This window comes from Methylobacterium sp. GC_Met_3 (genome assembly GCF_026540775.1).
In the GTDB taxonomy this organism is placed as follows: domain Bacteria; phylum Pseudomonadota; class Alphaproteobacteria; order Rhizobiales; family Beijerinckiaceae; genus Methylobacterium.
Genome location: NZ_JALNUL010000025.1, coordinates 46,860 through 71,860, shown reverse-complemented (window position 1 = coordinate 71,860; position 25,001 = coordinate 46,860). Strand labels below are relative to the sequence as shown.

Annotated in this window: 23 protein-coding genes and 3 pseudogenes; 11 read left to right on the top strand and 15 right to left on the bottom strand. The window is 66.1% G+C overall.

What is annotated here, in order from left to right:
* From OXS27_RS22605 to OXS27_RS22575, 7 genes and pseudogenes are all read right to left on the bottom strand, one after another.
* Nucleotides 1-1,582, bottom strand: a 1,582-nt coding sequence (locus OXS27_RS22605) for a mechanosensitive ion channel domain-containing protein (protein WP_267358759.1), incomplete at its 3' end; no start/stop codon positions are given.
* Nucleotides 1,583-1,902: 320 nt separating this feature from the next.
* Nucleotides 1,903-2,361: a nuclear transport factor 2 family protein gene (locus OXS27_RS22600; RefSeq protein ID WP_267358758.1), complete on the bottom strand. Its 459-nt coding sequence runs from the start codon at nt 2,359-2,361 to the stop codon at nt 1,903-1,905.
* Between the two features lie 79 nt (nt 2,362-2,440).
* Nucleotides 2,441-3,418: a zinc-binding alcohol dehydrogenase family protein gene (locus tag OXS27_RS22595; protein ID WP_267358757.1), complete on the bottom strand. Its 978-nt coding sequence runs from the start codon at nt 3,416-3,418 to the stop codon at nt 2,441-2,443.
* 37 nt (nt 3,419-3,455) lie between these two features.
* Nucleotides 3,456-3,977, bottom strand: coding sequence for a nuclear transport factor 2 family protein (locus OXS27_RS22590; protein WP_267358756.1), 522 nt, complete (start codon nt 3,975-3,977; stop codon nt 3,456-3,458).
* A gap of 4 nt (nt 3,978-3,981) precedes the next feature.
* Nucleotides 3,982-4,386: a DoxX family protein gene (locus tag OXS27_RS22585; protein WP_267358755.1), complete on the bottom strand. Its 405-nt coding sequence runs from the start codon at nt 4,384-4,386 to the stop codon at nt 3,982-3,984.
* A gap of 84 nt (nt 4,387-4,470) precedes the next feature.
* A pseudogene (locus tag OXS27_RS22580) lies at nt 4,471-4,662 on the bottom strand (SDR family NAD(P)-dependent oxidoreductase); the annotation flags it as partial.
* A gap of 93 nt (nt 4,663-4,755) precedes the next feature.
* On the bottom strand, nt 4,756-5,253 hold the full coding sequence (locus OXS27_RS22575) for an SgcJ/EcaC family oxidoreductase (protein ID WP_267358753.1): 498 nt from the start codon (nt 5,251-5,253) through the stop codon (nt 4,756-4,758).
* A 117-nt stretch (nt 5,254-5,370) separates the two neighbouring features.
* On the opposite strand from OXS27_RS22575, the gene OXS27_RS22570 reads away from it, so the two are divergent.
* The 4 genes from OXS27_RS22570 (at nt 5,371) to OXS27_RS22555 (ending at nt 10,945) form a co-directional block, all read left to right on the top strand.
* The gene (locus OXS27_RS22570; protein ID WP_267358752.1) at nt 5,371-6,282 is read left to right on the top strand and encodes a LysR family transcriptional regulator; all 912 of its coding nucleotides are present in this window, start codon (nt 5,371-5,373) and stop codon (nt 6,280-6,282) included.
* A gap of 405 nt (nt 6,283-6,687) precedes the next feature.
* The gene (locus OXS27_RS22565) at nt 6,688-8,025 is read left to right on the top strand and encodes a DUF2157 domain-containing protein (protein WP_267358751.1); all 1,338 of its coding nucleotides are present in this window, start codon (nt 6,688-6,690) and stop codon (nt 8,023-8,025) included.
* Nucleotides 8,022-8,684 (top strand): GDYXXLXY domain-containing protein, encoded by a 663-nt coding sequence (locus OXS27_RS22560; protein ID WP_267358750.1) that lies wholly within the window; start codon nt 8,022-8,024, stop codon nt 8,682-8,684. Before OXS27_RS22565 ends, OXS27_RS22560 begins: the two co-directional genes overlap by 4 nt.
* A 1,130-nt stretch (nt 8,685-9,814) precedes the next feature.
* On the top strand, nt 9,815-10,945 hold the full coding sequence (locus tag OXS27_RS22555; RefSeq protein WP_267358749.1) for a M20 family metallopeptidase: 1,131 nt from the start codon (nt 9,815-9,817) through the stop codon (nt 10,943-10,945).
* 298 nt (nt 10,946-11,243) lie between these two features.
* Here the strand turns inward: OXS27_RS22555 and OXS27_RS22550 are convergent, their stop codons facing one another.
* Entirely contained in the window at nt 11,244-11,564 is a 321-nt protein-coding gene (locus OXS27_RS22550) for a Rap1a/Tai family immunity protein (RefSeq protein WP_243926433.1), read from the bottom strand.
* Between the two features lie 89 nt (nt 11,565-11,653).
* On the opposite strand from OXS27_RS22550, the pseudogene OXS27_RS22545 reads away from it, so the two are divergent.
* Nucleotides 11,654-11,752 (top strand): annotated as a pseudogene (locus tag OXS27_RS22545) (DUF305 domain-containing protein); the annotation flags it as partial.
* A 67-nt stretch (nt 11,753-11,819) separates the two neighbouring features.
* The gene (locus OXS27_RS22540) at nt 11,820-11,990 is read left to right on the top strand and encodes a hypothetical protein (RefSeq protein WP_267358748.1); all 171 of its coding nucleotides are present in this window, start codon (nt 11,820-11,822) and stop codon (nt 11,988-11,990) included.
* A 40-nt stretch (nt 11,991-12,030) separates the two neighbouring features.
* On the opposite strand, the gene cueR is transcribed toward OXS27_RS22540, so the two are convergent.
* A complete protein-coding gene (gene cueR, locus OXS27_RS22535; protein WP_243926429.1) occupies nt 12,031-12,504 on the bottom strand; it encodes a Cu(I)-responsive transcriptional regulator in 474 nt (157 codons plus the stop codon).
* Between the two features lie 133 nt (nt 12,505-12,637).
* Here cueR and OXS27_RS22530 point away from each other — a divergent pair, with 133 nt between their 5' ends.
* Nucleotides 12,638-13,387, top strand: a complete 750-nt coding sequence (locus OXS27_RS22530) for a glutaredoxin (protein WP_267358747.1) — start codon at nt 12,638-12,640, stop codon at nt 13,385-13,387.
* Between the two features lie 236 nt (nt 13,388-13,623).
* Here the strand turns inward: OXS27_RS22530 and OXS27_RS22525 are convergent, their stop codons facing one another.
* The 3 genes and pseudogenes from OXS27_RS22525 to OXS27_RS22515 all read right to left on the bottom strand — a co-directional run.
* Nucleotides 13,624-14,862 (bottom strand): FAD-dependent oxidoreductase, encoded by a 1,239-nt coding sequence (locus tag OXS27_RS22525; RefSeq protein ID WP_267358746.1) that lies wholly within the window; start codon nt 14,860-14,862, stop codon nt 13,624-13,626.
* A 93-nt stretch (nt 14,863-14,955) separates the two neighbouring features.
* A complete protein-coding gene (locus OXS27_RS22520) occupies nt 14,956-16,782 on the bottom strand; it encodes a sodium:proton antiporter (RefSeq protein ID WP_267358745.1) in 1,827 nt (608 codons plus the stop codon).
* A 228-nt stretch (nt 16,783-17,010) separates the two neighbouring features.
* Nucleotides 17,011-17,352 (bottom strand): annotated as a pseudogene (locus tag OXS27_RS22515) (DUF4113 domain-containing protein); the annotation flags it as partial.
* 370 nt (nt 17,353-17,722) lie between these two features.
* Here OXS27_RS22515 and OXS27_RS22510 point away from each other — a divergent pair.
* A complete protein-coding gene (locus OXS27_RS22510) occupies nt 17,723-18,037 on the top strand; it encodes a ParA family protein (RefSeq protein WP_267358744.1) in 315 nt (104 codons plus the stop codon).
* Between the two features lie 167 nt (nt 18,038-18,204).
* Here the strand turns inward: OXS27_RS22510 and OXS27_RS22505 are convergent, their stop codons facing one another.
* Nucleotides 18,205-18,414: a hypothetical protein gene (locus tag OXS27_RS22505; RefSeq protein WP_267358743.1), complete on the bottom strand. Its 210-nt coding sequence runs from the start codon at nt 18,412-18,414 to the stop codon at nt 18,205-18,207.
* A gap of 417 nt (nt 18,415-18,831) precedes the next feature.
* Here OXS27_RS22505 and OXS27_RS22500 point away from each other — a divergent pair, with 417 nt between their 5' ends.
* From OXS27_RS22500 to OXS27_RS22490, 3 genes are all read left to right on the top strand, one after another.
* Nucleotides 18,832-19,917: an efflux RND transporter periplasmic adaptor subunit gene (locus tag OXS27_RS22500; protein ID WP_267358742.1), complete on the top strand. Its 1,086-nt coding sequence runs from the start codon at nt 18,832-18,834 to the stop codon at nt 19,915-19,917.
* Nucleotides 19,914-23,018: an efflux RND transporter permease subunit gene (locus OXS27_RS22495; RefSeq protein ID WP_267358741.1), complete on the top strand. Its 3,105-nt coding sequence runs from the start codon at nt 19,914-19,916 to the stop codon at nt 23,016-23,018. The genes OXS27_RS22500 and OXS27_RS22495 overlap by 4 nt, the downstream gene beginning before the upstream one ends.
* 74 nt (nt 23,019-23,092) lie before the next feature.
* On the top strand, nt 23,093-23,641 hold the full coding sequence (locus OXS27_RS22490; RefSeq protein ID WP_243927415.1) for a TetR family transcriptional regulator: 549 nt from the start codon (nt 23,093-23,095) through the stop codon (nt 23,639-23,641).
* Between the two features lie 190 nt (nt 23,642-23,831).
* Here the strand turns inward: OXS27_RS22490 and OXS27_RS22485 are convergent, their stop codons facing one another.
* Nucleotides 23,832-23,972 carry a hypothetical protein gene (locus tag OXS27_RS22485; protein ID WP_267358740.1) on the bottom strand — a complete coding sequence of 47 codons (141 nt, stop codon included), beginning with the start codon at nt 23,970-23,972 and terminating at the stop codon, nt 23,832-23,834.
* Nucleotides 23,973-24,119: 147 nt separating this feature from the next.
* Nucleotides 24,120-24,908 (bottom strand): SDR family oxidoreductase, encoded by a 789-nt coding sequence (locus OXS27_RS22480; RefSeq protein WP_267358739.1) that lies wholly within the window; start codon nt 24,906-24,908, stop codon nt 24,120-24,122.
* Between the last annotated feature and the right edge of the window lie 93 nt (nt 24,909-25,001).

The window sequence follows — 25,001 nt, the reverse complement described above, 5'->3', positions numbered from 1 at the left end:
CTTGGCTTCCCGGGATTGTCCGGACCAACACCGCAAGCCGAATAGACACTTCCGATAAAGCCGTCGCCCCCAGGAACCTCGGGGTCCCTATGAGCAGGGTACTGAGCATCTCGTCGGCTTCGACTGCTGCAATCGCCGCCTCGATCACCGCGACGGCGGCGTCGTAGGACACGCCGTGCGGCACGTAGATAGGCACTTCCAGTCCCGCCCAGTCGCGGGAGAAGTTCGTGACAGCCTTGAGCTCGCCGAATGCGACCGTATGCAGATGCCCGTTGTCGTCGCGCAAACGTACGGAGCGCAACGAGAACGCCTCCACCTGACCCTGCAGGCTGCCACTCTCGATAATCTCACCGACCCGGAAGGCATCGTCCAGCAACAGGAAGAAACCGGCGATGATGTCCCGCACCAGCGCTTGCGCACCGAAGCCGATCGTCAGGCCGACTACGCCCGCACCCGCCAGCAGGGGCCCGATCCGCAGGCCGAACGTGGATGCTACGCTCAGGCCGGCCGTGACGACGAGCGTGACGAGCACGACTGTGCGCAGAGCGGGCAGGACCGTGGCGAGACGGTCCGCGCGCGGTTCGGTTCCGATGCGGGCAAGGCCGCGATCAATCAGGGTACGGGCGACCTGCCAAGCCAGGTCGGTTCCGAGGAGGATCAGCAGGGCGGACACGATCTCCGTCGTCAGCGGCAGTCCGATTCCATCGTCCGTTCCAAGCGGGCCTTCGACGAGCAGCAGAAGGGCCGCGATCAGCGCGACGTTGCGGGTCGCGCGCGAGACAATACGTTCCTCGCGCGTCAGAGCACCGGTGCGGTTTGGCCCGAACACGATGGTTCGCGCGATATCGCCCAGGGCCAGCGACAGGACCGGCGCCAATCCAAGCACCAGCACCGCCCAAGCGGCGGTCGACAGATCGGCTTGAGCCAGCAACCACGACGCTCCCGGCACGAGCCCGAGGGCAACCGCGGCCGGGCGCGGAGACCGTTGGTCGGTGGAGCGCAGGGACAGCACCACGGCACCGACGACGATCGGAGCTAGGATCACCAAGACGAGCATCGTTACGCTGGTGACTGCATCCGCCACCTTTTGATCCGCCCCTCCCAATCGCAGCAGTGTCGACAGGAGGAACCCAGCCGCCGCCGCGAGAGCAAGAACCGTGACCCCGTGCTGGGCTCGCCAAGCTGCGATCGTAGGCAGCCCGACTAGACGCAGCCGCGAGCCTCCCGGAGCGAACAGGAAGCGGCTAAAGACGCGCGCACTCCGGACGGCGACAATGGCAAGGAGTGCATCGAGAGCCATGACGCCCGCCACCCCCGGCGGGGCCGCGATGAGGTAGGTGAGGCAGGCCCCGGTCGCGAAGCTGAAGACGAGGCCCTGAGCGAACAGGAGACGCTGTGCCTGCGCCCCAAACCTCTGTCGGGCCGTTGCAAGGGGACTGTCGACGATCCGCTGCATCCAAGTCGCGGCCCAACGCCAGAACAGCCGTTCCGCAAGCCAGGCTCCGAACCAGAGTAGAAGCAGTCGGATGACGAGCGCGGAGAGCGTCGTTCGGTCGTCGGCAAGGAGCCTGGTAGCTGCCACTCCCGTTGCATCCGGGACACTGGGCGCCGTCGCTGCCAACTCCCTCGCCCGTTCACGAACGGCACGAAGGTGCTGGTCGACATCGCGGCCAAGACTGAGATTGCTCGGCCCGACTGCGGGGGTCTGCGCCCAAACTGCGGTTGTGGAGGTCGAAAGGGCGACAACAACCAAAAGGGATCGGAGGTGGGATCTCACCACGGCCAACGCACACGCATGGACTTCAGACCTGCTCCATGCCGCAGGATGGTTCGGACGTCACCTTTCCGGATCAGCACGCAGCCGTTCCTACACGAGCTTGGCTATTATGCCATCGGATCGGCCTAGATCGTGACCTCAGCGCCACCTGGATCGGCGCGGAAAGTCCAGGCGCCGCCGCTTCTGAAGGTTGAAGCCGTACCGAACGTATCCTCCATGAACTGCATGTGCGTGACCTTACCTTCTGCCAACCTCGCAAAGATGGCGACCGGCGAGGTCAGCGTCCGGTCCATGACACGCGAGCGGAAGGTGCAGCTCACGAACACGGCGACCCGCTCATCGGAACCGAAGGCCTCCAGCACGTCGAAGGCCAGGATTTCCCAATGCCGATTGACGTTCACGAACGTCTCCACGATGGACTGCGCGCCGGTATGCGATCCGCACCAGGGCATGATCCGCTTCAAGTCCGGATTGTCGTAGTTCAACGACACGTAGGTGGCGTCGGGCGCCACCAACTCGGCGACCGTCGCCGGATTGGCAGCATCTGCCAGGAGGGCCAGGACCGTTTCGACCGGTGTGCGCATCGTGTCTTACCCTCGTTGCTGCCGCGGAACGCGCCCGATGATCCGTGGCGGTCGGTGAGGCGAAAGGGATCGTGCCCTGTCAGGGCAGGACGACGATCTTCCCGCCGGCGCTGTTCTCCTCCATGGCGTGATGCGCCTCGGCGATCTCATCGAGCTTGAAGGTGCGGCCGACCTGCACGCGCAGGCTGCCCGCCGCGACCTGTTCCACGAGTTCCTGGAGTGGCGTGCGCATGAAGTCCGTGACGCCGCCATCGTAGGTTGTCAGGCACACCGCGCTCGGGATCACGTCCATCGGGCTGAAGTCCGGCAATGACCATCGGTCGCCGACCATCCCGGTCATGCAGACGATACCGCCGGGCTTGGCGCAGCGAAGCGAGTCCTCCAGCGTCGTCGCGCCGACCAGTTCGAGCACCTTGTCGACGCCGCCTGTGCAAACCTCAGAGACCTGCGCGGCTATCGCGCCGGTATCGACGAAGATCTGATCGGCGCCGTTGTCTCGGAGCATCTGCGCGCGATCGGCGCGGCGAGAGGTGGCCGCGACGTGGACGCCGTGCGCCTTGGCGATGGCCGCTGCGGCAAGTCCGACCGAAGTCGTGCCACCGCGGATGAGCAAGCGCTCACCGGGCTGGAGCCGCAAGGCGGTGAACAGCGAGCCCCAGGCGGTCTGTAGCATCTCCGGCAACGCGCCCAAGACCTCCCAGGACAGGTCGGTGCTCAAGGCCTGCACCTGCCCGGCCGGGACGCGGACGTATTCTGCATAACTGCCGTCGAACTTGCGACCCATGCCACCCATTGCCGTCGCGACCCTGTCGCCCACCGTGAAGGTGCCTTCGGGCGCGGCCACCACGGTGCCGACGGCCTCGATGCCGAGCACGCGCGGGAAAGCGACGCCCGGTGACTGGCCGCGGCGGGTGAACAGCTCCGAGCGGTTCAGGCCGAAGGCGCCCACCCGGATCAACACCTCGCCCGCGTGGGGCTCGGGCTTCGCTACCGTCTCGACCTTCAACACGTCCGGCCCGCCGGCCTCGCGGATGACCGCGGCTCTCATCGTTGCCATCGTCGTACTCCTGAGACGCACGTGTAGCGGACGCCGTTCAGCCTTCGCCCTGCAAGAGGTTGGTGTTGAAGACGTACAGGGTGATCTTCCAGGCGCCATCGATCCTGCGCAGTACGAAGCACTCACGGTTCAGGTCGACGACCTGCTTGCCGTCTTCCAGGACCGTCGCTCCCTTGTGGTGGTAAGTCCGCACGACGGCTGTCTCGCCCTGGTCGTCGATGCCGGCGTAGCCGAACGTGGTCGTGAACCGGGCGACCCGGAACAGGGCCGCGTAGGCATCCCGCTTCTCCTGGAGCGTGGCGAAGGTGGGTTTGTCGTTCCACTCCGTGACGCCGTCGGGTGCGAACAGGTTCAAGATGCCGTCAGTGTCGCCGGCATTGAGGAACGTTTCATAGCGGTGGACCACGTCGTAGGCGGCACGCTGCCCTGCCGCGACCGTCGGCTCGGCTGAAAACACGAAGGGCTCCCCGCTCTGATCCGCCGCATTGACCGATACGAGGGGAGTGCCGACGAGCGTCGCGGCAAGGAAGAGGATGCGCACGCACAAATGGACCGGCATGCCTTCATACCTCCGTTCGGATGAGGGCGCGGCGTGCGTCGAGGCTGAACCCGGTCGCGCCGGCGCGGGCGAGCAGCAGGAAGCCGCCGGCCATGGTGAGGTTCTTCAGGAAGTTGATCAGCTGGTTCTGGTCGGCGAAAGCAGTATGGAATATCGCCGCCGTGAGTAGGCACCACCCTGCCAGGCACAAGCCGAGCGGCCGGGTCCAGAGGCCGAGCAGGAGCAGCACGCCTGCGCCGATCTCGAAGGCGGCGGCCGGCCAGACCAGCCTGGCAGGGACGCCATAGGCGGTCATGTAGCCCTGAGTGGCGGCAACGGCGGTGAGCTTGCCGATGCCGGACACCAGGAACAGGGCCGCCATCAAAGCCCTGGCTGGTACGTCGACCCATCTCGGGAAGGCGGACTTCATCGCACGATTGCTCCTGCTCATGTCGCGTGCGCCATCCCGTGATCTGCCGATGGCCATAGGCATCATCACGATGCGGCTTCAGACGGCCTTCACCGCGAGGGAACGCACTACGAGCGATTCGACCTGCCGGACTACCTTCTCGGCCGCGTCGGCTGAGCCAGCGTAGCTGAACACCACGTCGACGCCGTTCTCGGCCAGCAAAAGGACGATTGCCGCGCCGATGCCCCGGGAACCACCGGTGACGAGCGCAACCTTCCCGGAAAGCTTGCCGGTCATGCTGATCAATCCTGAATAGCCGAATTGGGGGACGGCTTCGGCGCTCACGACAACCGGGACCGACCCGTCCAATGCCCCGAGTCCGTTGGGTTGCTATGGCGCGGGAGGATTGGTCGGCGAGAAGCTGTAGCGGGCGATCCGCCAGCGTCCGTCGTTGCCTTTTTGCAGGATGAAGAGCTCCTGGTTCGCTTCGCGGGTCGTCTTTCCGGTGGAATGGTGGAGCGTCGACCCGGCCGAGTTCGTGCGCACGAACGCCCAGGTCGGGGCCATTGAGACGACCTCGACGATGTCGAACCTCACGTCGAACTTTAGCTCCTTAAACACCGCGTCGTAGGCCTGACGCACCGCCGCCTGTCCAACGAAGGAGGGCGTGTAAGGTGCCATGAAGATGCCGTCGGGTGTGTAGAGCGGCAGCACGTCGGCAGTCTGACCGCCATTTAAGGCGGAGTTATACGACGACAGCGCGGCGCGGATTGCGGCCTCGTCACTGGTGTCCTTAGCTACGGTCGTCGATGGACCGCCGAACGACTGCGCTATGCTGGCTTGAAACGGGATCATGGCAAAAGCAGCAAGGAAACAGGCTGCAGTCATACGAACCCTCATTCACGATACTCCGGCGTCTGCTTAGGATGCTCCATGAATATGTGATATCGCATTACCCCATAAGCCGTTCATTTTGGGATGGCCTATCCCACATATGGGACAATGATGCTTGACCTGAATGCGCTCTTCATCTTCGCCAAGGTCGTTGAAGCTAACAGCTTCGCGATGGCCGCTCGTTTGCTGCGCATTCCGACTTCGACCGTCAGTCGGCGCATCGCCGAACTAGAGAGCCAACTCGGCGTTCGCCTCTTGGAGCGCTCGACACGGAGCCTGCGCCTGACCGACGTTGGGTCAGATGTATTGGAGCAGGCGCGACGAAGCATTGAGATCAGCGATGGGGTGCTAGGCCTCGTCTCGAACCGGATGACCGACGTATCGGGTGTCTTGCGCATCGCGTCGCTGCCGAGCATCTCCGACACGCTCGTGGCTCCGCTGGTGGGCGCGTTCCAGGCGGCCTATCCAAACGTGCAGGTCCAGGTGCTCGTTACCGAGCGTTACGTGGATCAGGTCGCCGAGGGGATCGACGTAGCCTTCCAGTTCGGTCCATTGCAGGACTCGGACCTCGTCGCGCGTCGGATTGCAACCTATCGCCATCGTCTCGTGGCGAGCCCTGCCTATCTAGCCGAGCATCCTGCGCCCATCGATCCGCAGGATTTGTACGACCACCGTCTACTGGCTTTCTCGTTCGGGAAGCCCGACCGGCGCTGGACTTTCATCAGTCAGGATGGTGACCGAAAGGAAACTATCGTCTTCCAGCCGTCATTCACGATGAACGACTATCTCGGGCTCGCCTCAGCACTCCTGGCCGCAAGCGGGATTGGCGACCTTCCGCCCATCGTGAGGCCCGACCTGCTCGATGAAGGTCAGCTCGTCGAGGTAATGCCAAGATGGCGCTTCCGTCCCTTTGATCTGACGCTGGTCCATCTCGGGCATCGGTACGTGCCGCGGCCGGTGCGGCTGTTCAAGGAGATGGCGGTCGAGATGGTCCCCACCATGTTTCCGGACCTACCCTCGTAGCGGGACCGCGTGGAAGAAGGGGCCTCGACATCGACGAGATCAGGCCGCCGCCAACAAAAAACGCCCTTGCTTACGGTCTGAGTTTACGGTCATCTTCTCCAAAGCGGACTGGCGGAAATCCACCCAACCAGGCTACTTGGACCGTTGGTGGCGCTCCCGCAAAGCAGTCGTTTGTCTTTACCTTTGTTCCACAACCGAACCGGTGTCGATATGACCTTCCCATTTTTCGGATGAGGGCCGAAGGAAAGGCGCTTGCTAGGATGTTGGTCCTAATTCGTCGATGCAATCCAATTCATTCAATCATTGATAAGCATTGTTCGACGTACGAATAATCACACCTCATATCGACAGCTGAGATTTAAGGTTTAACACCTTACGACGTACAGCATTGCATGAAGGCTACCCATGCCGCTATCCTATTCCGCACGCCTGCGGCGTGATCTCCGCGATTGGCAAGAACGCGGCTTGCTCCAGCCGGAGCAGGCTGAACGCATCGCCGCTCACGCCTTCGCACCGCGCGGTTTCAAGCACCTGCAGGCCGCCATCGCCCTATGCATCCTCCTGCTTGTGGCTCCATCAATCATCGCATTCGTGGCAGCCAATTGGTCCGCGATGTCGCCTGCATCCCGGCTGGTCGTTCTGTTTCTGGTTAATTTCGCAGCCGTGTTGGGCACCTACCTGGCTGCGCGCCGCGAGGCCGGCAATCGAACAGGTTCCACCAGCAGGCTTGTGGACGGGCTTGCGACCCTATCCCTGGCCATCGCGGCGTCTACGTTGGCCTTGGTCGGACAGACCTTCCATGTGGCTGCAGATCCCCGCGGCTTCGCTGGAACCGTCGCCGTTCTTGGCTTGGCGACAGCCCTCGTTGCGCGTTCGGGCGGCGCGGCCGTCGTCGCCTGCATCGCCCTGATCGCAGCCGACGTGGGTTTCGGTGGACTCGACCTCGCGACGCTGCGCGGCAACGTGGCCTCCGGGCCAGGGATCTGGTTCTGGGCAGTGGCCCTAGCTCTGTTTCTCGCAAGCCTAACTGGATGGTTGCCCGCTCGGGAATTCACCCTGCTTCTAATCCTGATTGTGCTCACCAATCATCTTGGGGGCGCACCTGCGGGTCTGACGTTCCTCCTGCCGCCCGACCGTATCCTGACCGTGGCTGCGCTTGCTCTTGCTTCCGGTCACGCATTGTCTCGCCTTACGCGACAGGACGAATGGGCCTTGCGCCTTCGGGAAGGTGCGCGTGCTCTCACCCGCGCGGCCGTCGGCCTCTGCCTGCTCGGCATCGTCATGGTATCCGTGCGCACGCTTGGCTTCGGCGGTGCGCGGCCGACCTTCACGGTGCCACTGGCGTTTGCCGCGATCGCGCTCGCAGCCGCAGTGATAGTGCGCTTTCGATTGCCCACACAGGCGGCAGCCCTCACGAGCGATCTCCTCGTTCTCGCCGCGGCCGCCTTGGCGCTTCTGGTGTGGCTGATCACCGGGTCAGGCCGGGAACTCGCGACGTTCTGGACCGTGTGGGGCGGCATCGTGCCGGCGCTGATGCTCGTGGTAGCCGGTGACCTCGAAGACAGACGAGAACTGTACGGTTGGGGCATAGCTCTGACCGCTGGCCTCACGATTGGAATGCTCGCCGCCTCAAGCAATCTCATCGCCTTCTCGGGCAACCTACTGCTCTGCGCGGTTCTCTTGACGCTCGCGTTAGCGGCCTGCCGTTGGGCTGCTCGCCGCATTGCCGGAAGGGTGGCATGAAACGCCTTATGCTCGGCCTCGGCTTTGCCGTTTTGCTGGCGATCCAGATCTCACCTTCGGCGATCCTGGCGTGGCAGCAGACGCAACGGCTGAACGACGGACGCTCGGTTCGCTTGGCAGTCGAGACCCGAGACCCACGTGACCTGCTGCGCGGCGAGTACAGCGTGCTCACCTATGAGATTGGGCGCCTTCAGGGGATCAGCGCGGGTACGACGCCGACGGGCTGTGTTTTCGATGTTCGCGACAACTGCAGGCTTGAGAGTGGACGCGATGTCTACGTCCGGCTCTCCGCCGATGCAGATGGCGTGCACAGGGCGGATGGGGTGTTCTTTGATGCTCCGAGAGGAATCGAACTGTTTATCAAGGGCAGCCTGGGATCCGCTGCGCTCGTGCGCCAGGGAGCTCCTCTCAGCATTCGGGCCAGGGCGGGCGGTCAGCCGTCGGAGGTCGCCACCTGCCAGCATTCGATCTGTCTGACGGGTAGCGTGAACTATGGCATTGAGCGGTGGTACGGGGCGCAAGGAGTCCCAGGGAAACTCGATCGGACGGCACGCAAGGACATCCTTGTCGAGGTGCGCGTCGCGTCAGACGGGACAGCGGTGATCGACGGGATCACCGTGGCGGGCAAATCCTTTGCCAAAACTGCTCGCCTGTGGTGAGGATCGTCTTCAAGTGTGTAAGCATGGATCGTCGGGATCGTGAGCGATTGGGTTTTGGTGATATCCGCTAAAACGCTCTTGCCCGCCGACAGCGAACCGGGGGCAATCTACCCCAAGCGGTCAATCCGCAATCGACCCAACCTTGCCATAGCAGTTAGTTCACACAGAACCCGAAAGCGGGCGCGTGGGAAATCGGCTGAGACCTTTTGTTGCCTACGCTAAGGATACATCAGCATCTGCTTGGCTACAAACGCTCAATGGCAGACCTGATTGTGAAACGAGCGGTAGGTCGGCGCGACCTTCTTCGACGGTACGCTGTCGAGGTTGATAGGTTAACAGTAGCGTATATCCGCGCTGGCAGAACGATCCACGTCAGGATCGCAGAAGGCATGCGTGAGGTGCGGCTCTCGATTGATGGATATAGTTCTAAATCTTCGATTATTCTAGCCAGTAATCAATGTGTCGCAATTCTCCATTGCCGCCCCGCAAATAACCCGATTGCGCGAGATCGTATTCGCAACAATTTTTTTAGCCCGCCACGAATTCTTCCGATCGATCGGACTGACTACATCAAAGCTGAGCTCGAAAGTGCGTCCGACTTGGCAAGAGCATTCATGCAAGCTGCATGGTCAGTGGCGTGCTATCAAATTCAGGAGCGAACGAAGCCTGGAGGTCAATCGCGATATGGATTAACCGCTGGTGACCTGTCTGTGCTGTACCATGGATGTCGTACTGCCGACGCAAACATGATAACTAGCCGGGGCTCTGCAAATGATCGTCTTTGGGGCGAGTTGACGAAAGTGGGATGGTTGACGGACGGAACTATTCCGCTGATGCTACCACGGAGATTAGCGTGCTATCGCCTGACAGAACTAGGGCGAACGGAACTACTTGAAGTGCTCAAATAGCGATCTCTCAGGGAGTTATTCTAGATTTATTCCCGTTTGCTGCCATTCCGAAATCTACCCTTAGCCGCCATTCGGCTTGCGACCCATGCCGGTCGTCGGAACAGCCTTAAGCCTTTCCCGACAGCAGCCATCTTTCCTGCGGACACAGGATCCGTCTCGTCTAACATAGGTGCCCTGCAGCCCGCCGTCGGCAACGATGCGACACTTCACGTGGGAGTACCAATGCCTCTGAACGGTCTCGAACTTTCGAAGCAGCTCATCCGATTCCGATCGATCAATCCCCCGGGTGAGGAGAAGGAATGTTCGGAGTTCATCGCTCGCCTGCTGACCGAGCACGGGTTCGACGTTGCGAGCTACGAATTTGCCAAGGATCGACCGACACTGGTCGCGCGCATACCTGGGACGGCTGGTGGCAAGCCACTCTGCTTCACGGGGCACATCGACGTCGTGCCACTCGGGTCGAACGCCTGGCAATTTCCCCCCTTTGAAGGGGTCGTACAGGATGGCCGGCTGTACGGTCGCGGCGCCAGCGATATGAAAGCCGGCGTAGCCGCGTTCATCGCGGCTGCGTGCAACCTGATCGAGGACGGGCTCAGCTTCCACCGCGGTGTCACGCTCGTGATCACCGCCGGAGAAGAGACAGGATGTGAAGGCGCATTCCACGTCGGCCGAGAGAAAGCCCTCGGACCTGCCGAACTCCTGATCGTGGCCGAGCCGACGTCCAATGCCCCCATCTTCGCCCACAAGGGCTCTCTTCGCGTCGTTGTGACAGCGCGCGGAAAGACGGCGCATTCCTCAATGCCGCACGAGGGCGAGAACGCCATCAGCAAGGCGGCTGAGTGGATCCGGAGGCTTGAAGGCCACGACTTCGGCGCTCGTCATCCGTTGCTCGGGAGCATGACGGCCTGCGTCACCACCATCCGCGGTGGAGAGAATATTAACTCGGTCCCGGACTTCGCCGAATTCACAGTCGATTTCCGGACGCTGCCGGATCAGAAGCACGAGGCGCTAATCGCCGAACTTGGCCCCTTGTTCGGACCAGAAGCTGAGATCCGGGTCGTCACAAGCTTCCCAGGGTTCGCTACCGAGCCGGCCAATCCAGCCGCCGCCCGGCTTCTATCGCTGCTGCAAGAGCGGACTGGGGCACCGGCGAAACCAGCCGGGGCACCATACTTCACAGATGCGTCAGCTCTGGTGCCGGCCTTCGACGGCGTCGCCACGGTGATCGTCGGACCGGGCGAGGCGGCGCAGTGCCATAAGACGGACGAGTACTGCCTCGTCGAACGGATCGAGGAAGCGCAGGCCATTTACAGGGACTTGATGCTCCGCATGTGCTGCGACCGTGCGGGATGAGGCGTAGCGATCGAAGCCGCTTCCGCCGTCCGGTATTGTGGCTCCGGGCCCCGAAAGCGGACCGGCAGAAATCCACCCATGTCGGTCGTAGAGCGAAACAGCGGGTCCCGACCTACGTCGGACGCGGATTTAATGGGCCACAACATGCTGGTGTTGTGACACATAAAAAGAAGTCGATCGGGACCACCTGGGGGCACGCGGGGGCACCTCGGCTGGCTTAGCGAAGCATTCCGGTCGGATGCATCCGGTAGGCCTAGTGGGCGGATGGCCGTTCGGCCTGGCGGCCGCAATCACACCCTCAGCGGGCCGGGGCTTCGGACCGAACACAGGGCCAACGCCGCCGGAAGGCGAGGCTCGCGCCGGCAAGCATGTCGACGTCGTGGAGTGGAGCGTTCGCACGCGCCCAGGTGAGGAACGTCTCCACCAGGTCCTCGATGGTGTAGTCCGGGCTGCAAATTCCGCTCGCGCTCCCGCCATTCCCGAACGCGGTCAGGGTGTCGGCGACGCCCATCAGGTAGGCGCCGCACCAGCCGGAAGCCGCCCCCTGCTCCGCCAGGCAGGCCCGGTAAAGATCCTGGGCCCGCCGCCGCGTCACGTCGACCGCACCTTGCCTTTGCATCAGTTCCCTGGTCGGCGCGGTGCCCGCAGCGGAGCCAGCTCCCCCATCGGACGACACCGCCGAAACGGGCCGGCGAAGGCTACCGCCGCCGCGACCCGGCCACGAAGGCGATGGCCCAGAGGATCGTCGACGACCAGGAGAAGGAGATCTCCGAGATGGAGGCGTGGCTCAAGAAGAACGCCAAGTAGGCCGAGCCCACCCTTCCGAGCGTTAGACCGAGACCGAACCACCCAGGAGAACGAACATGCGCGCATCGTGATCACCACCGCAGCCCTCCTCGCCCTCTCGCTCACCCCGGCCATGGCGGCCGGCTGCTGCGGCAAGTCCGGCAAGGGGATGTGCGCCAAGCCAGCCGCCTCGATGTCGATGAAGAGCGGCAAGAAGGGTTGCTGCTGCGAGGGCATGAACAAGTCGATGAGGATGTGAGGCGGTCGACCGGGCGTCGAGGACGGGGTCCGCTCTATCCTCAACGCCTAGTGCGGCCCTTCCTGCGCGGCGTCAGGGGTTCCGGCGCCGTCGAGGCTGCGCTCGGGTGGCAGGCCGGGACGTTCGCACCGGTCTCCAGGCTGGCGATGATCGGGCAGTCCGGTCGTCCGTCCCCGTCGCAGGCATCGGCCAGGATGCGCAACGCGTCGGCCATCTCGTTGAGCTGGCGCGCGCGGTCCTCCAGTTCCCGGACGTGCGCCCGGGCGATGGCCTTCACGTCGGCGTTGCTCCGATCCGGGTCGCTCCAAAGCCCGAGCAGCACCTTGATGCGCTCCAGCGAGAACCCGAGGTCGCGGGCGTGCCGAATGAAGCCCAGCCGATGCAGATCGGCGGCGCCGTAGTCGCGATAGCCGCTGTCCTGCCGGTCGGCCGGCGGCACGAGGCCGATGCTCTCGTAGTAGCGGATCATCTTGGCCGAGACCCCGGTGGCCCGGCTCGCCTGTCCGATGTTCATCCCATCCGCCCTGTTGACCTTACTATCATGGGAAGGTGCAGAAGGCTGTTCAACCCCATGGACGGGGCCTGTCCGCCGCTTCGACCCGAAGGTGCGCAGGGCGGCCCGGCCCAGCCTCGAAACGGAGTTTCAGATGCCAGCCACAGCCACCAGCAAGGCCACACTCTACCGTATGGTGATGCCGGCCCACACCTGCCCCTACGGCATCAAGGCCAAGGACCTCCTGGAGCGGCAGGGGTTCTCGGTCGAGGACCATTGGCTCACGACCCGCGAGCAGACGGACGCCTTCAAGTCGGAGCACGGGGTCAACAGCACGCCCCAGACCTTCATCAACGGCGAGCGTGTCGGCGGCTTCGACGACCTGCAGCGCCACTTCGGCAAGGCCGCCAACGATCCGAACGCGATGACCTACAGGCCCGTAGTCGCGGTGTTCTCGATGACGGCGCTGATGGCCCTGGCGGCGAGCCAAGCCGTCTACGGCACGCCGTTGACGATGCGTGCCGCCGAGTGGTTCATCGCCTTCAGCATGTGCGTGTTGGCGCTCCTGAAGCTTCAGGACGTCGAGACCTTCTCGTCGATGTTCCTGGGCTACGACCTGCTGGGCAAGCGCTGGGTGCGCTACAGCTACGCCTATCCCTACCTTGAGGCCGGGGCCGGCGTCCTGATGGTGGCGGGAGCCATGAACTGGCTGTCCATTCCGGTGGCCTTGTTCATCGGCGGGATCGGTGCCGTCTCGGTGTTCAAGGCGGTCTACGTCGACAAGCGCGAGATCAAGTGCGCCTGCGTCGGCGGGTCAAGCAAGGTGCCGCTCGGCTTCGTCTCGCTCACCAAGAACCTGATGATGGTCGCCATGGCCGTCTGGATGCTGGTGGCGCATCACTGAGCGGATGAAGGGCAACATTTGGTGAGGGAAGTTTCAGCCTCCGAGCGAGAGAGCCGATAATGGCGCTCCACCCCAAGCCGAAGTTGCCGGCCAGCCGATGAATGGCTGTTTTCGAGGAGCACCAACAGCGGTCTGGGCGGCTGGGTTAGGTCGGAAGCAGCCTCGGGCAACCTGCTTCAGCAGTCACCCTGAGACCACGAGCCGGCTGGTCATCGGAACGCGTGCACCGGCCGGAACTACCTCTGCGAAAGAGACGACAGGGCCTCGTCCGCGGCCCTCAGCCCGCTGTCGTGGGCCCCGTGGGCGGTCGTGAAATCGAAGGGGTGTGTCGCCTCGCCGGCGAAGAACAGCCGGTCCTCGAAGGGCCGGGCCAGCTGGACCCGTGCCTGCGACTGCTCCGGCAGGGCGCAGCTATACGCGCCGCCGATGGACGCCATCCGGCTCCACGACGTCACCGCGAGCGGATGGATGGCCGAGGCCACGTCGGCCCCGAACAGCGCGACCAGCTGGGCGGACACGTACGCGAAGCCGGCGGCCGGGCCCTCCTCCTCCAGGATGCGGGCGCCGTCGCCTCCGAGGAACGCCTCGATGATCGGCCAGCCGTTGGGCCGGATCGAGTAGGAGGCGGACCTCGGGTCGCGCAGGTTGCCGTAGGCGTGCGTGTCCGGCCCGAACGCGGAATTGCGCCCGATCTCCAGGAAGACCTTCTCGTTGCGGCCGAGCGGCAGGGCGGCGGCCGCCTCGCGCCAGGGTTCGGTCCCGGCGGGAAGGCGGATCGCATCACTCGCCAAGACCGCGGTCGAGACCGTGAGGATGGCGGCCCCGGCGCGGACGGTGCCCGCGCGGGTGGTCACGGCGACGCCGTCCGCCGTCAGGTCGATCGCCTGCACGGGCGTGGCCAGGCGCAGCGACGTCGAGGCTGGCAGGCTGGCGGCGACCAGCGTGCCGTACCCGAGCGGCAGGTTCCAGTTCATGCCCGTCGAGGCGTCATCGTAGGCCAGGTAGTCGCAGGCGGAGATCTCTTCGGGGGCCATGCCGCTCATGAAGCCGGCGATGGCCCGGACGTAGGCGTTCCAGGGGCCGCCGGGTTCGAGCGCATCGCTCGCCCGGTCGCTGCCCGAGGCCACGGTGCGGAGACGTTCCTCCCAGTCGCCATAGGCCTTCCACGCCGCCTCCCGATCGTCCTCGTCCTCGGCCAGGGACGGATGCGCCTTGGCCCATGGCGGGTCGCCCCGGTCGACCGGGAAGCCCGATGCCTCGGCGATGCCGACCCAGGCGTTGCGGTCGCCCGAGTGGAGCCACTCGCAGCCGAGGTCGAGCGGGTAGCCTCCGAGGTCCTGCGTGTAAGCGCGTCCGCCTAGACGCGACGACGATTCCAGCAGCAGGGCCGATGAACCGTTGGCGGCGAGCCGGCGCGCGGCGCCGATACCGGCGGCGCCTCCCCCTACGATGATGACGTCGAATGCGTTGTCCATGACGCCAAGGTGAGGACGTCCGACACGGCTTCCAAGGTTCGTGCGGCTGCGACGCCGAAGTCGAGAAGGGTTGATCGCGCCATACGCTGCCGCTCAGGCAGGCACCTGACCCGGTCGCTCAACGGCGTCGATCGTCGCCAGGTCGGGCGCCTGCAGGATCAGCGATCGGTCGCCCTCGGCTACCTCGTTCGCCTCGTGATCGACCGAGACGAACGTGAGGCTTCCGTCGGCCTTGATGGCGATCAGGTGAACGTCGTTCGGCCGCTCGACGGCATCCTGCCCGGTCACCACGAACCGCCAACCGGCCTCGTGCCGGCCGGCCAGCGCATCGAAGCTGGCTTCCGCATCACCGAACACCTTTCCGCGGACATCACGGCTGACGCCGGTGTCCTCGTGCAGCAGGTGATTTTCGGAAGGGGCGAGCTGATAGACGCGCTCGCGACCGATCTCCGGAGCCAGCCGCGTACATACGAGGGCGTTGTAGAGCTCGTCCCGGGTCGCGGCGAGCAGATGGTCCGGAGGATGGTCGGCCATCCCCTCCTCGGCGGAACGGGACAGGAGTTCAGCTTGAAGGGTCGGCACGCCCGCCTCTCGCGCGACGAGCATGGCCCCGGGGTAGATGTCGATGATCACGACCGGCACGCCGGCCCGATGCAGCGCGATGACGAGATCGCTCGCCCATGGTGATGCCCCGACGACGGCGAGGCGCTGGGTGTCGGCGGCGGTCGACAGGCCGAGCCGGCGGGCGAGCGGTCCGAGGGAGAAGCCGTGGGCGAGCACGGTCGCGACGATGACGGCGAACACGGTGGGCTGGATGAGATCGCCCCCGGCATACCCCGCTTCGCTAAGCCGGGGGCCGGCAAGGCCCGCGACGGCGGCCGCGACGATGCCCCGGGGCCCGATCCACCCGACGAACAGGCGCTCGCGCCGGGATAGGTCGCTACGCATCGTGGCCAACCAGATCGCCGCCGGGCGGACGATGAACAGGATTGAGGCCGTCAGCCCGAGGATGGGTACGGACAGCTTGCCGAGCACCGCCAGATCGAGGTCGGCGGTCAAGACGACGAACAGGCAGGACACCAGCAGGACGACGAGCGCCTCCTTGAAGCGGCGGAGTTCGGCCAGACCCGGCACGTGCCGGTTCGCGAGGGCGATGCCGAACACGGTCGCGCCGATCAGCCCGGCCTCGTTCATCAGCAAATTCGGCATGACGTAGGCGACGAGCGCGAGCGCGAGCAGCACCGGCGTCTTCAGCGTCTCCGCAACGAGGTCGCGACGGAACGCCCATGCGACCAGGAAGGCCGAACCGACGCCGAGGGCGCCAGCCACCACCATCCCCTCGGCGAGGTGAAGCATAAGAGCGGTCGCCTGGTCCTCACCGGCCCCGTGCGGCACGCCGACCAGGATCTCGATGACGACCGCGGTGAGGATGGCGCCGACGGGGTCGTTGACGATGGCCTCCCACTTCAGGAAGGCGGCCGAGCGCCGCTCTAGGCGGGCATGGCGCAGGAGCGGCAGGATCACGGTCGGCCCGGTGACGACGAGGATGGCGCCGAACACGGACGCCGGTCCCCACATCATCCCGCCGAGCAGGTGGGCGGCGAGCGTGCCCAGCACGAAATTGATGGGAAGCGCGAAGGCGGTGAGCCGGAGCACACCCTCGCCCGATGCTCGCAACTCGCGGAAGTCCAGGGCGAGGCCGCCCTCGAACACTACGATGGCGACCGCCAAGCCGATGAGGGGCCTGAGGTTCGGGCCGAAATCCCGCGTCGGATGCAGCAGGCCGAGTACGGGTCCGACCAGGAACCCGAGCGCAAGCAGGAGGACGATGGCCGGGATGCGCAGCCGGGCGGCTAGAACCTGAGCGGCGATGCCGCCGGCAACGACGCAGAGGATCGTCGTCGCGACACCATGTTCCATGAAGGACGCTCCGGGCCGGCGTCCGGACACACCCCTTGGCAGCCGAACCGGAATTTCAAGTGGGGTCGGACGCCCGCACCATTCCCTACGAAGAGCGGGGAGCTTGCCGAGCGCACAAGTCCAATCGAGCGCCCCCGCCGCGGTTCCCGTCCACATGGTGCATTCGTGGACGCAGACGCCGGTACGGGCATCGAAGGTGACTGCATCGGCAGCATAGAGGAACACCCCTCATGCCGCGACCACCAGGATCTCCTCCAGCCGGGTCGTGTAGCGCGGCGAGCGCATCTCGAACTTGGTCGACCATTTTCGCGCCGGCGCGAACCCCGCCGCGGCCGGGACGACCGCCCCACGCCCGAAGCGCCTGGTGCAGGCGTCCAACGCCGCCATCAGCGCGACGCCCTGTTCGCGATCGATCTGGCCGAGGCCGGGCATCGCCTGCTGTGAGGCGTGGAGCGGCAAGAGGTTGGTCGTGACCACGCCGGCCTTCGAATAGTGGAAGCCGTTCCGCTAGGTCTTCCGGACGCCGTGCAAGGCTGCCATTACCATTACCAGGGTGTCGTTGCTTGCCTTAACCATCCCGGGCAAATGCTTACGGTCTAGCTTGGCGTCTGCGGCCATGTCCGCTTTTGGGGATGACCAATGACGAGCCAAATGTCTGGAATGGGCGCAAAGCCGAACGTCTGCTTCCGGCCAAGCCCGAGGTGTCGCATGATCGCAGGCGCCTCGCCTTACCGAAATACGTCGTCGCGTTCGCACCTTCGTGGCGACATAACAGACCGACGAATGAGATCCGGAAGCTCACCTTTCGGCCGGACCAAGCTCCCCTGGACCCTAGAATGGCCTATAGCCATACAAGCAAACTGGTATCGTTCCTTGTTGGTTTGACGACCTACAAGTATTCTGCTCAACCAGTTGGGAACTATGCCTAACAGAGTCGGGCATGAAGATTGTCGCCATGGCCGCTCGTAAGGGCGGTAGCGGGAAAAGCACTCTGACGGCCCACTTAGCGGTCGCAGCTATCCAGGATGGCCTCCGTGTTGCGATCGTGGACCTGGACCCTCAGGCGACGGTGGCCGAGTGGGCAGACGAACGCGGCGATGATCCGCCGGACGTGGTTTCTAGGAAGCCCGCCCGGCTCGTGCCGGCCAAGGCGGTTTCCCGGCTCCCCTCGGCGCCGACGATGCGGATGACATCCGCTCCGACCTCGACTCCATCGACAATTGCGTCAAGCCTTGCCGTCCCGAGCGGGATCTGACCGCGCCTGACGTGGTCGCCGAGATGGTGGCCGAGCCACTCCATCACATCTGGGCCACTGGGGTCCGCCTGCGCGGTGACAGCGCTCGAAGTCCTGCTGCATCCGCCGGGATCCGGTCTTCGGGCTCCGCTGTCAGATCCCGAACCGGACCGACCGCACGGGTCGGTTTATCGCAGGGTCGGTGACTCGCCCGGTTTCAGATGGCGGTCGTCGCCGTCGGGGCCGCCGAGCGAGACATGGCTGTTCAGGCGGCCCAAATGCTCGAAGACGTGCTCGAAGGCATCGGTGACGGCTTGTTCGAAGGAGCCGTCGCCCTTGCCCTGCGCCGCTTTCAGCGCGCTGAGCAACGCATGGTGCTTCTCGGTGTCGATCGACATGGCGGCCTCCTCGCCCGACGGCAGGTCGGTGCGTCAGGGCAAGTTCCGGTTCCGGAGGCGGTTCCCGACCCGCGACCCGGGCGCCGCCCGTCAGCCTGGACCACGCTCGTACGCCCGCCCCGCACGCCGCCACCCGAAGGCGTCCAAGCCCTCCGTCCGCAAAGCGCACGGTCGCGACCGCATCGCGGACGAGCACGGCGGGCTGATCGCCCGGTTTCGCTCTGAAGCGCGCCGCCCGGCGTCCCGAATCTCCACGTCCGACCGCCGGAGAATGACAGGGTCTGACCGCTTTCGTCCTCCGGAAGCCGCGAGCCTCCGTGCGACGCCGCACAGCCGTCGGGGGAGATCGTTGACCGAACGGACCCGGCCATATAGATGATGAACATCATATTTAAGCGCTGACCGAAGAGGCGAGCGATGTTCGCGAGATGGGTGCTCGGGCTTCCTGCATTGGCTCTCGCGGCATGCTCGCCGGCCGAGACCGCCGTGCCGCCGGAGCCGCCGCTGGTGCAGACGGTCGCGGTCGCCCCGGCGATGGCCGGTATCGCGCGTTACACCGGCGTCATCCGGGCCCGCACCGAGAGCAACCTCGGCTTCCGGGTCGGCGGCAAGATCTTCGAGCGCCTCGTCGATCCGGGCGACCACGTGCGCCTGGGTCAGCCGCTGATGCGCCTCGACCGGACGGACTTCACCCTGGCGCTCAACGCGGCGCGGGCCTCGGTCGAGGCGGCCCGGGCGCAGATGATCAAGGCCAAAGCCGACGATGAGCGCAGCCGCAAGCTCGTCGGTGACGGCTGGACCTCGAAGCAGACCTACGACCAGAACAAGGCCGCCGCGGACGCCGCCATCGCCCAGTTCGCCAACGCCGAGGCGCAGGCGAGCCAAGTGGCGAACCAAGCCGGCTATTCCGAGCTCCAGGCCGATGCCGACGGCGTCGTGATGGAGGTGCCGACCGAACCGGGGCAGGTGGTGGCCGCCGGGCAGACCGTCGTCAAATTGGCCCGGGACGGCGCCCGCGAGGCCGAGGTGTTCCTGCCCGAGGCGAGCCGGCGGCTGGCCACGGGGGCGGCCTCGGCGACGCTTTACGCTGAGGGCGAGACCACCTATCCGGCCCGGCTGCGAGAGTTGTCCGCCACCGCCGATCCGGCCACGCGCACCTACCGGGCGCGCTACATCCTGTCGGGCGGGGGCGAGGATGCGCCGCTCGGGGCGACCGTGACGCTCCGGCTCAAGCCGGCGGAGGCCGGGCGCACGGCGTCGGTCGACGTCCCGCTCGGGGCCCTGTTCGACGTCGGGCACGGCACGGCGGTCTGGCGATACGATGCCGAGACGCAGACCGTCAGCGCCCAGCCGGTCTCATTGGGCCGCATGTCCGAGGAGGGGGCCGAAATCGTCACCGGCCTCGCCCCCGGCGACCGGATCGTGGCGCTCGGCGCTCACCTCCTGAAGGCCGGCCAGACGGTGCGGCAGGCGCCCTCCAGCCTGACGGGAGTCGTCCGATGAGCGGTTTCAATCTCTCCGCCCTGGCGGTCCGGGAGCGGGCCGTCACGCTCTTCCTGATCATCGCGGTGACCGCCGCCGGATTCTTCGCCTTCCAGAAGCTCGGCCGCGCCGAGGATCCCGCCTTCACCGTCAAGACGATGGCGGTCTCCGCCGCGTGGCCCGGCGCGACCACCTCGGAGATCCAGCGGCAGGTCGCTGACCCGCTGGAGAAGCGCCTGCAGGAACTCGTCCACTACGACCGGGTCGAGACCACGGTCCGGCCCGGCATCATGCTGATGAAGGTCTACTTCAAGGACAGCATGCCGCCGGTCAAGCTGCAGGAGCAGTTCTACCAAGCCCGCAAGAAGCTCTCCGACCAGGCCTCCACCCTGCCCCGCGGCGTGCTCGGCCCGCTGTTCAACGATGAGTTCTCGGACGTCTACTTCGCGCTTTACGCGCTCCAGGCGCAGGGCCTGCCGCACCGGCACCTCGTGCTGCGCGCCGAGGATCTGCGCCAGCGCCTCCTGCGCGTGGCCGGCGTCGAGAAGATCAACATCCTGGGCGAGCAGGCCCAGAAGATCTTCGTCGAGATCTCCTACCAGCGCCTCACGACGCTGGGCATCACCGGCCAGCAGTTGCTGGCGGCCTTGGCCAACCAGAACGACGTGACGCCGGCCGGCTTCGTGGAGGCCGACGGCCCGCGGGTCTACCTGCGCCTGGACGGCGCCATCGACGGACTCGACGCGATCCGAAACCTGCCGGTGGCGGTCGGGGACCGCAGCCTCAAGCTCGGCGACATCGCCGACGTGAAGCGCGGCTACGAGGACCCGAAGGTCTTCGCGATCCGCAACGACGGCGAGCCGGCGCTGATGTTGGGCCTCGTGATGAAGCCGGGCTTCAACGGCCTGGCGCTGGGCGAAGCGCTCAACGCCGAGGAGGTGGCGATCCACCACGCGCTGCCCACCGGCATCACCTTCACCAAGATCACCGACCAGGCGAAGGTGATCGACGACGCCATCCACGAGTTCATGGTCAAGTTCTTCACCGCCCTCTCGGTGGTGATCGTCGTCAGCCTCGTGGCTTTGGGCTTCCGGGTCGGCATCGTGGTGGCGCTCGCGGTCCCGATCACGCTCGCGGCGGTGTTCGTGGTGATGATGGTCACCGGGCGCGACTTCGACCGCATCACGCTCGGCGCCCTGATCATCTCGCTCGGCCTGCTCGTGGACGATGCGATCATCGCCATCGAGATGATGGTGGTGCGCATGGAAGAGGGCGTCGACCGCGTCGAGGCGGCCACCCATGCCTGGAGCGCCACCGCGGCGCCGATGCTGACCGGCACCCTCGTCACCATCGCGGGGTTCCTGCCGGTCGGGTTCGCGGCCTCCACGGCGGGCGAATATGCCGGCAACATCTTCTGGGTGGTCGGCTTCTCGCTGATCATCTCGTGGATCGTGGCCGTGACCTTCACGCCCTATCTCGGCGTCAAGCTCCTGCCGAGCATCAAGACGGTCGCGGGCGGTCACGCGGCGATCTACGCCACGAAGAACTATCAGCGCCTGCGCCGCGTGGTGCGCGCCTCCGTCGACCACAAGTGGCTGGCGGCCGGGATCACAATCGGGCTGTTCGCCCTCGCCGTCGTCGGCATGGGCAAGGTCGAGAAGCAATTCTTCCCGAATTCGGAGCGCCCCGAACTCATCGTCGAGGTGACGCTGCCGACCGGTTCGGCCTTCGCGGCGACCGAGGCGAGCGTCAAGAAGGTCGAGGCGGCCGTCCGGCAACTGCCGGAGGCGCGCGAGATCACGAGCTATATCGGCCAGGGCATGCCGCGCTTCGTGCTGTCCTTCGACCCGGAACTGCCCGACCCCGCCTTCGCGCAGATCGTGGTCCAGACCCCCGACGCCGCTGCGCGTGACGCGCTCCGGATCAAGCTGCGCAAGCTGGTGAGCGACGGGCTCTTCCCCGAGGCGCGGGTGCGCGTGCTGCAGATCGTGTTCGGGCCGCCGATCCGCTTCCCCGTCGCGTTCCGGGTGGTGGGACCCGACCATGCGGTGATCCACGGCCTCGCCGAGGAGGTCCGTGACGTCATGATGGCCAACCCCAACATGCGCCTCGTCCACCTCGACTGGGGCGACAAGACGCCGTCCCTGCACCTCGCCCTCGACCAGGAGCGGCTGCGCCTGATCGGCCTGACGCCCAAGGAGGCCGGCCAGCAGTTGCAGAGCTACCTCAACGGCACGCCGGCGACGCAGGTCCGCGAGAACCTGCGCACCGTCGACGTGCTGCTGCGCAGCCCCGGCCCCGAGCGCCGCTCGCTGGGCGACATCGGCGACCTGACCCTGACCACGCATGACGGGCGGCAAGTCCCGGTCTCGCAGGTCGCCCACCTGGAGAGCCGCACCGAGGATGCGGTGCTCAAGCGCTACAACCGCGAGACCTATATCCGCGTGCAGGGTGACGTGCTCGACGGCAAGCAGCCGCCGGACGTCCACGCGCAGATCGTCCCCCTGCTCGACGCCATCAAGGCGAAGCTGCCGCCCGGCTACCGGATCGACACGGCCGGCGCGGTGGAGGAGAGCGCCAAGGCGATGAACGCGCTCGTGGCGGTCTTCCCGCTGATGCTGATCGTGACGCTGACGGTCATCATGCTGCAGGTGCGCTCGTTCACCACCATGTTCATGGTGTTCGCGACCGCGCCGCTCGGCCTGGTCGGCGCCGTCCCGACCCTGCTGATCTTCCACCAGCCCTTCGGCTTCAACGCGATCCTGGGCCTGATCGCGCTCTCGGGCATCCTGATGCGCAACACGCTGATTTTGGTGGACCAGATCCACCACGACCGCGCGGCGGGCCTGTCGGACTACGAGGCCATCGTCGAATCGACGGTGCGCCGGGCCCGTCCGGTGATCCTGACGGCGGCCGCCGCGATGCTGGCCTTCATCCCGCTCACCCACTCGGTGTTCTGGGGCGCGCTGGCCTACGTGCTGATCGGCGGCGTCGGGGTCGGGACCCTGCTGACCCTGCTGTTCCTGCCGGCCCTCTACGCCCTGTGGTTCCGGGTTGCGCGCGCGCCTCGCCCGGGGGCGGTCGCCGCCGCGGCGCGCACGCCGGCCGGCCTCGCCCACTGACGGCACGGTCGGCGCGGCCTCCTGTTAAATGACGCCGCGCATCTATATATCAGGTCGTCTCGAAGGATCAGGCGATGCCCCGCGTCTCCCAGGAACAGGCCAGACTGAACCGGCAGCGGGTGGTCGAGGTGGCGGCGGCCCTGTTCCGCGAACGCGGATTGCACGGGGTCGGCGTCGCCGACATCATGGCCGCCGCCGGCCTGACCCATGGCGGGTTCTACGGCCAGTTCGCCAACAAGGAGGCCCTGGCAGCCGAGGCGTTCGACATCGCGCGGGCTGGCTCGAAGGAGCGCCTCGGAGGTCTGGATGACCTCCTCGCGAACTACCTGTCCCTCGGGCACGTCCAGACGCCCGGCAAAGGCTGTCCGCTCGCGGCCCTGGCGAACGACGTCGCACGGGAGCCGATCGGTAGCCCCGTCCGGGCCCGGTTCACCGACGGCGTCCGGGACCTAGCGGCCGCCCTGGCGAGCCTGACGCCCCGGGCCGCCAAGGAGCGGCGCCAGCAGCAGACCCTGGCGACCCTGGCGACGCTGGTCGGGGCGGTCGTCCTGGCGCGTGCCGTCGACGACGAGGCGCTGGCGAAGGCGTTGCTCGAAGCGGCCACCGAGTCGGCAGCACAGTGACGCGGCGGCGGGTCCCGCCTGTCCGCCCGCGTTAGGCCTACCCTAGCGCGCCGAGCAAGGCCGGCGGCGTTGTCGTCGCGGCGACCGAGGGGCCGTGCGGGAGGCCCGGCCCAGCCCATCGTGCGGTCGAGGCGAGACGTGAGCGCCCGGCCGGTCTCGGCCGAGACGCGCTCGATGCCGAGCAGGGCGATCAGCGGCGGAGAGGGCACATCACCCGCAGGCAGTCGAGACCGCCGAGGCGCTGACTGCCCATCGCCACGAGGGGGGAATCGGACCATGCCACGACGCGGCGACGCGCCGACTTAGGGTCGAGGTCGGTGTCGAAGGGCATCGGCGACGGGTCTCTTCGGCGGCCCCCAACCCTGCGCGTCGATAACGGCCCGCGCGCCGGTCCACCAGATGGGATCGGCGGGCGGGCCGGGGGCCGGATAGGCAGATGTCGCGACGTGAAGCGACCTGGACGGGGTTCGACTCGGTATCAGGCCGAGGCGCGGTAACGCTCCGCGGCGTGGGACTGCGCGAAGTTCGGGACCATCGCGATCCGCGCCGTCTCGAACGCTTGCCATTGGCCGGCATCGGGCAGGGGCGGGATCGTCACATCCTCGCGGCGGTCGAAGCCCTGGAGCGCCGCATCGACGAGTTCGCCGACCTCCATCACGCCTTGAAGCGTGTTCACGTCCCGCCCGGAGCGCTCCCAGATCTCGGTCCGGGTCGCCGCCGGCAGGACAGCCTGGACGTAGACGCCCTTCGGACCGAGCTCGCGTTGCAGGCCCTGGCTCAGGAACAGCATGTAGGATTTGGTCGCCCCGTACACGGCCATGCCGAACTCGGGGGCGAGGCCGACGACGGAGCCGATATTCACGATCACCCCCGACCCCGCCTGCGCGAAGCGCGGCGCGACGGCACTGGCGAGGCGGGTCGGCGCGGTGACGTTGAGCGCGATGAGCGCCGCCGCCGCCGCAGGATCCTGATCGAGGAAGCCTCCGTGCCCGGCCGCGCCGGCATTGTTCACCAGCACGCCGATGCGCGCGTCGTCCCGGAGCCGCGCCTCGATCCGCACGAGGTCGGCCTCGGCCGTGAGATCGCCGGGGAGCACGCCGACGGCGACGCCCGTCTCGGACCGGAGCCGTTCGGCCAGCGTCGCGAGACGCGCGGCGTCCCGGGCGACCAGGACGAGGTCGTGGCCGCGGCGGGCAAACCGATCGGCATAGGTGGCACCGATGCCGGAGGACGCACCGGTGATCAGGACGGCGGACGTGTCACTCATGGTCGAGGATCCTGCTTGTCATACATGACAGTCGTCATGATAAGTGAGAATGATGGTCGTCATGTATCGGGTCAAGGTCGCTCATGGCTTCGG

Bases quoted from the DNA above. Each gene is read 5' to 3' on its own strand.
- OXS27_RS22600 (WP_267358758.1), bottom strand. From the start codon at position 2,361: ATGCGCACACCGGTCGAAACGGTCCTGGCCCTCCTGGCAGATGCTGCC.
- OXS27_RS22595 (WP_267358757.1), bottom strand. From the start codon at position 3,418: ATGGCAACGATGAGAGCCGCGGTCATCCGCGAGGCCGGCGGGCCGGAC.
- OXS27_RS22590 (WP_267358756.1), bottom strand. From the start codon at position 3,977: ATGCCGGTCCATTTGTGCGTGCGCATCCTCTTCCTTGCCGCGACGCTC.
- OXS27_RS22585 (WP_267358755.1), bottom strand. From the start codon at position 4,386: ATGAAGTCCGCCTTCCCGAGATGGGTCGACGTACCAGCCAGGGCTTTG.
- OXS27_RS22575 (WP_267358753.1), bottom strand. From the start codon at position 5,253: ATGACTGCAGCCTGTTTCCTTGCTGCTTTTGCCATGATCCCGTTTCAA.
- OXS27_RS22570 (WP_267358752.1), top strand. From the start codon at position 5,371: ATGCTTGACCTGAATGCGCTCTTCATCTTCGCCAAGGTCGTTGAAGCT.
- OXS27_RS22565 (WP_267358751.1), top strand. From the start codon at position 6,688: ATGCCGCTATCCTATTCCGCACGCCTGCGGCGTGATCTCCGCGATTGG.
- OXS27_RS22560 (WP_267358750.1), top strand. From the start codon at position 8,022: ATGAAACGCCTTATGCTCGGCCTCGGCTTTGCCGTTTTGCTGGCGATC.
- OXS27_RS22555 (WP_267358749.1), top strand. From the start codon at position 9,815: ATGCCTCTGAACGGTCTCGAACTTTCGAAGCAGCTCATCCGATTCCGA.
- OXS27_RS22550 (WP_243926433.1), bottom strand. From the start codon at position 11,564: ATGCAAAGGCAAGGTGCGGTCGACGTGACGCGGCGGCGGGCCCAGGAT.
- cueR (WP_243926429.1), bottom strand. From the start codon at position 12,504: ATGAACATCGGACAGGCGAGCCGGGCCACCGGGGTCTCGGCCAAGATG.
- OXS27_RS22530 (WP_267358747.1), top strand. From the start codon at position 12,638: ATGCCAGCCACAGCCACCAGCAAGGCCACACTCTACCGTATGGTGATG.
- OXS27_RS22525 (WP_267358746.1), bottom strand. From the start codon at position 14,862: ATGGACAACGCATTCGACGTCATCATCGTAGGGGGAGGCGCCGCCGGT.
- OXS27_RS22520 (WP_267358745.1), bottom strand. From the start codon at position 16,782: ATGGAACATGGTGTCGCGACGACGATCCTCTGCGTCGTTGCCGGCGGC.
- OXS27_RS22510 (WP_267358744.1), top strand. From the start codon at position 17,723: ATGAAGATTGTCGCCATGGCCGCTCGTAAGGGCGGTAGCGGGAAAAGC.
- OXS27_RS22505 (WP_267358743.1), bottom strand. From the start codon at position 18,414: ATGTCGATCGACACCGAGAAGCACCATGCGTTGCTCAGCGCGCTGAAA.
- OXS27_RS22500 (WP_267358742.1), top strand. From the start codon at position 18,832: ATGTTCGCGAGATGGGTGCTCGGGCTTCCTGCATTGGCTCTCGCGGCA.
- OXS27_RS22495 (WP_267358741.1), top strand. From the start codon at position 19,914: ATGAGCGGTTTCAATCTCTCCGCCCTGGCGGTCCGGGAGCGGGCCGTC.
- OXS27_RS22490 (WP_243927415.1), top strand. From the start codon at position 23,093: ATGCCCCGCGTCTCCCAGGAACAGGCCAGACTGAACCGGCAGCGGGTG.
- OXS27_RS22485 (WP_267358740.1), bottom strand. From the start codon at position 23,972: ATGCCCTTCGACACCGACCTCGACCCTAAGTCGGCGCGTCGCCGCGTC.
- OXS27_RS22480 (WP_267358739.1), bottom strand. From the start codon at position 24,908: ATGAGTGACACGTCCGCCGTCCTGATCACCGGTGCGTCCTCCGGCATC.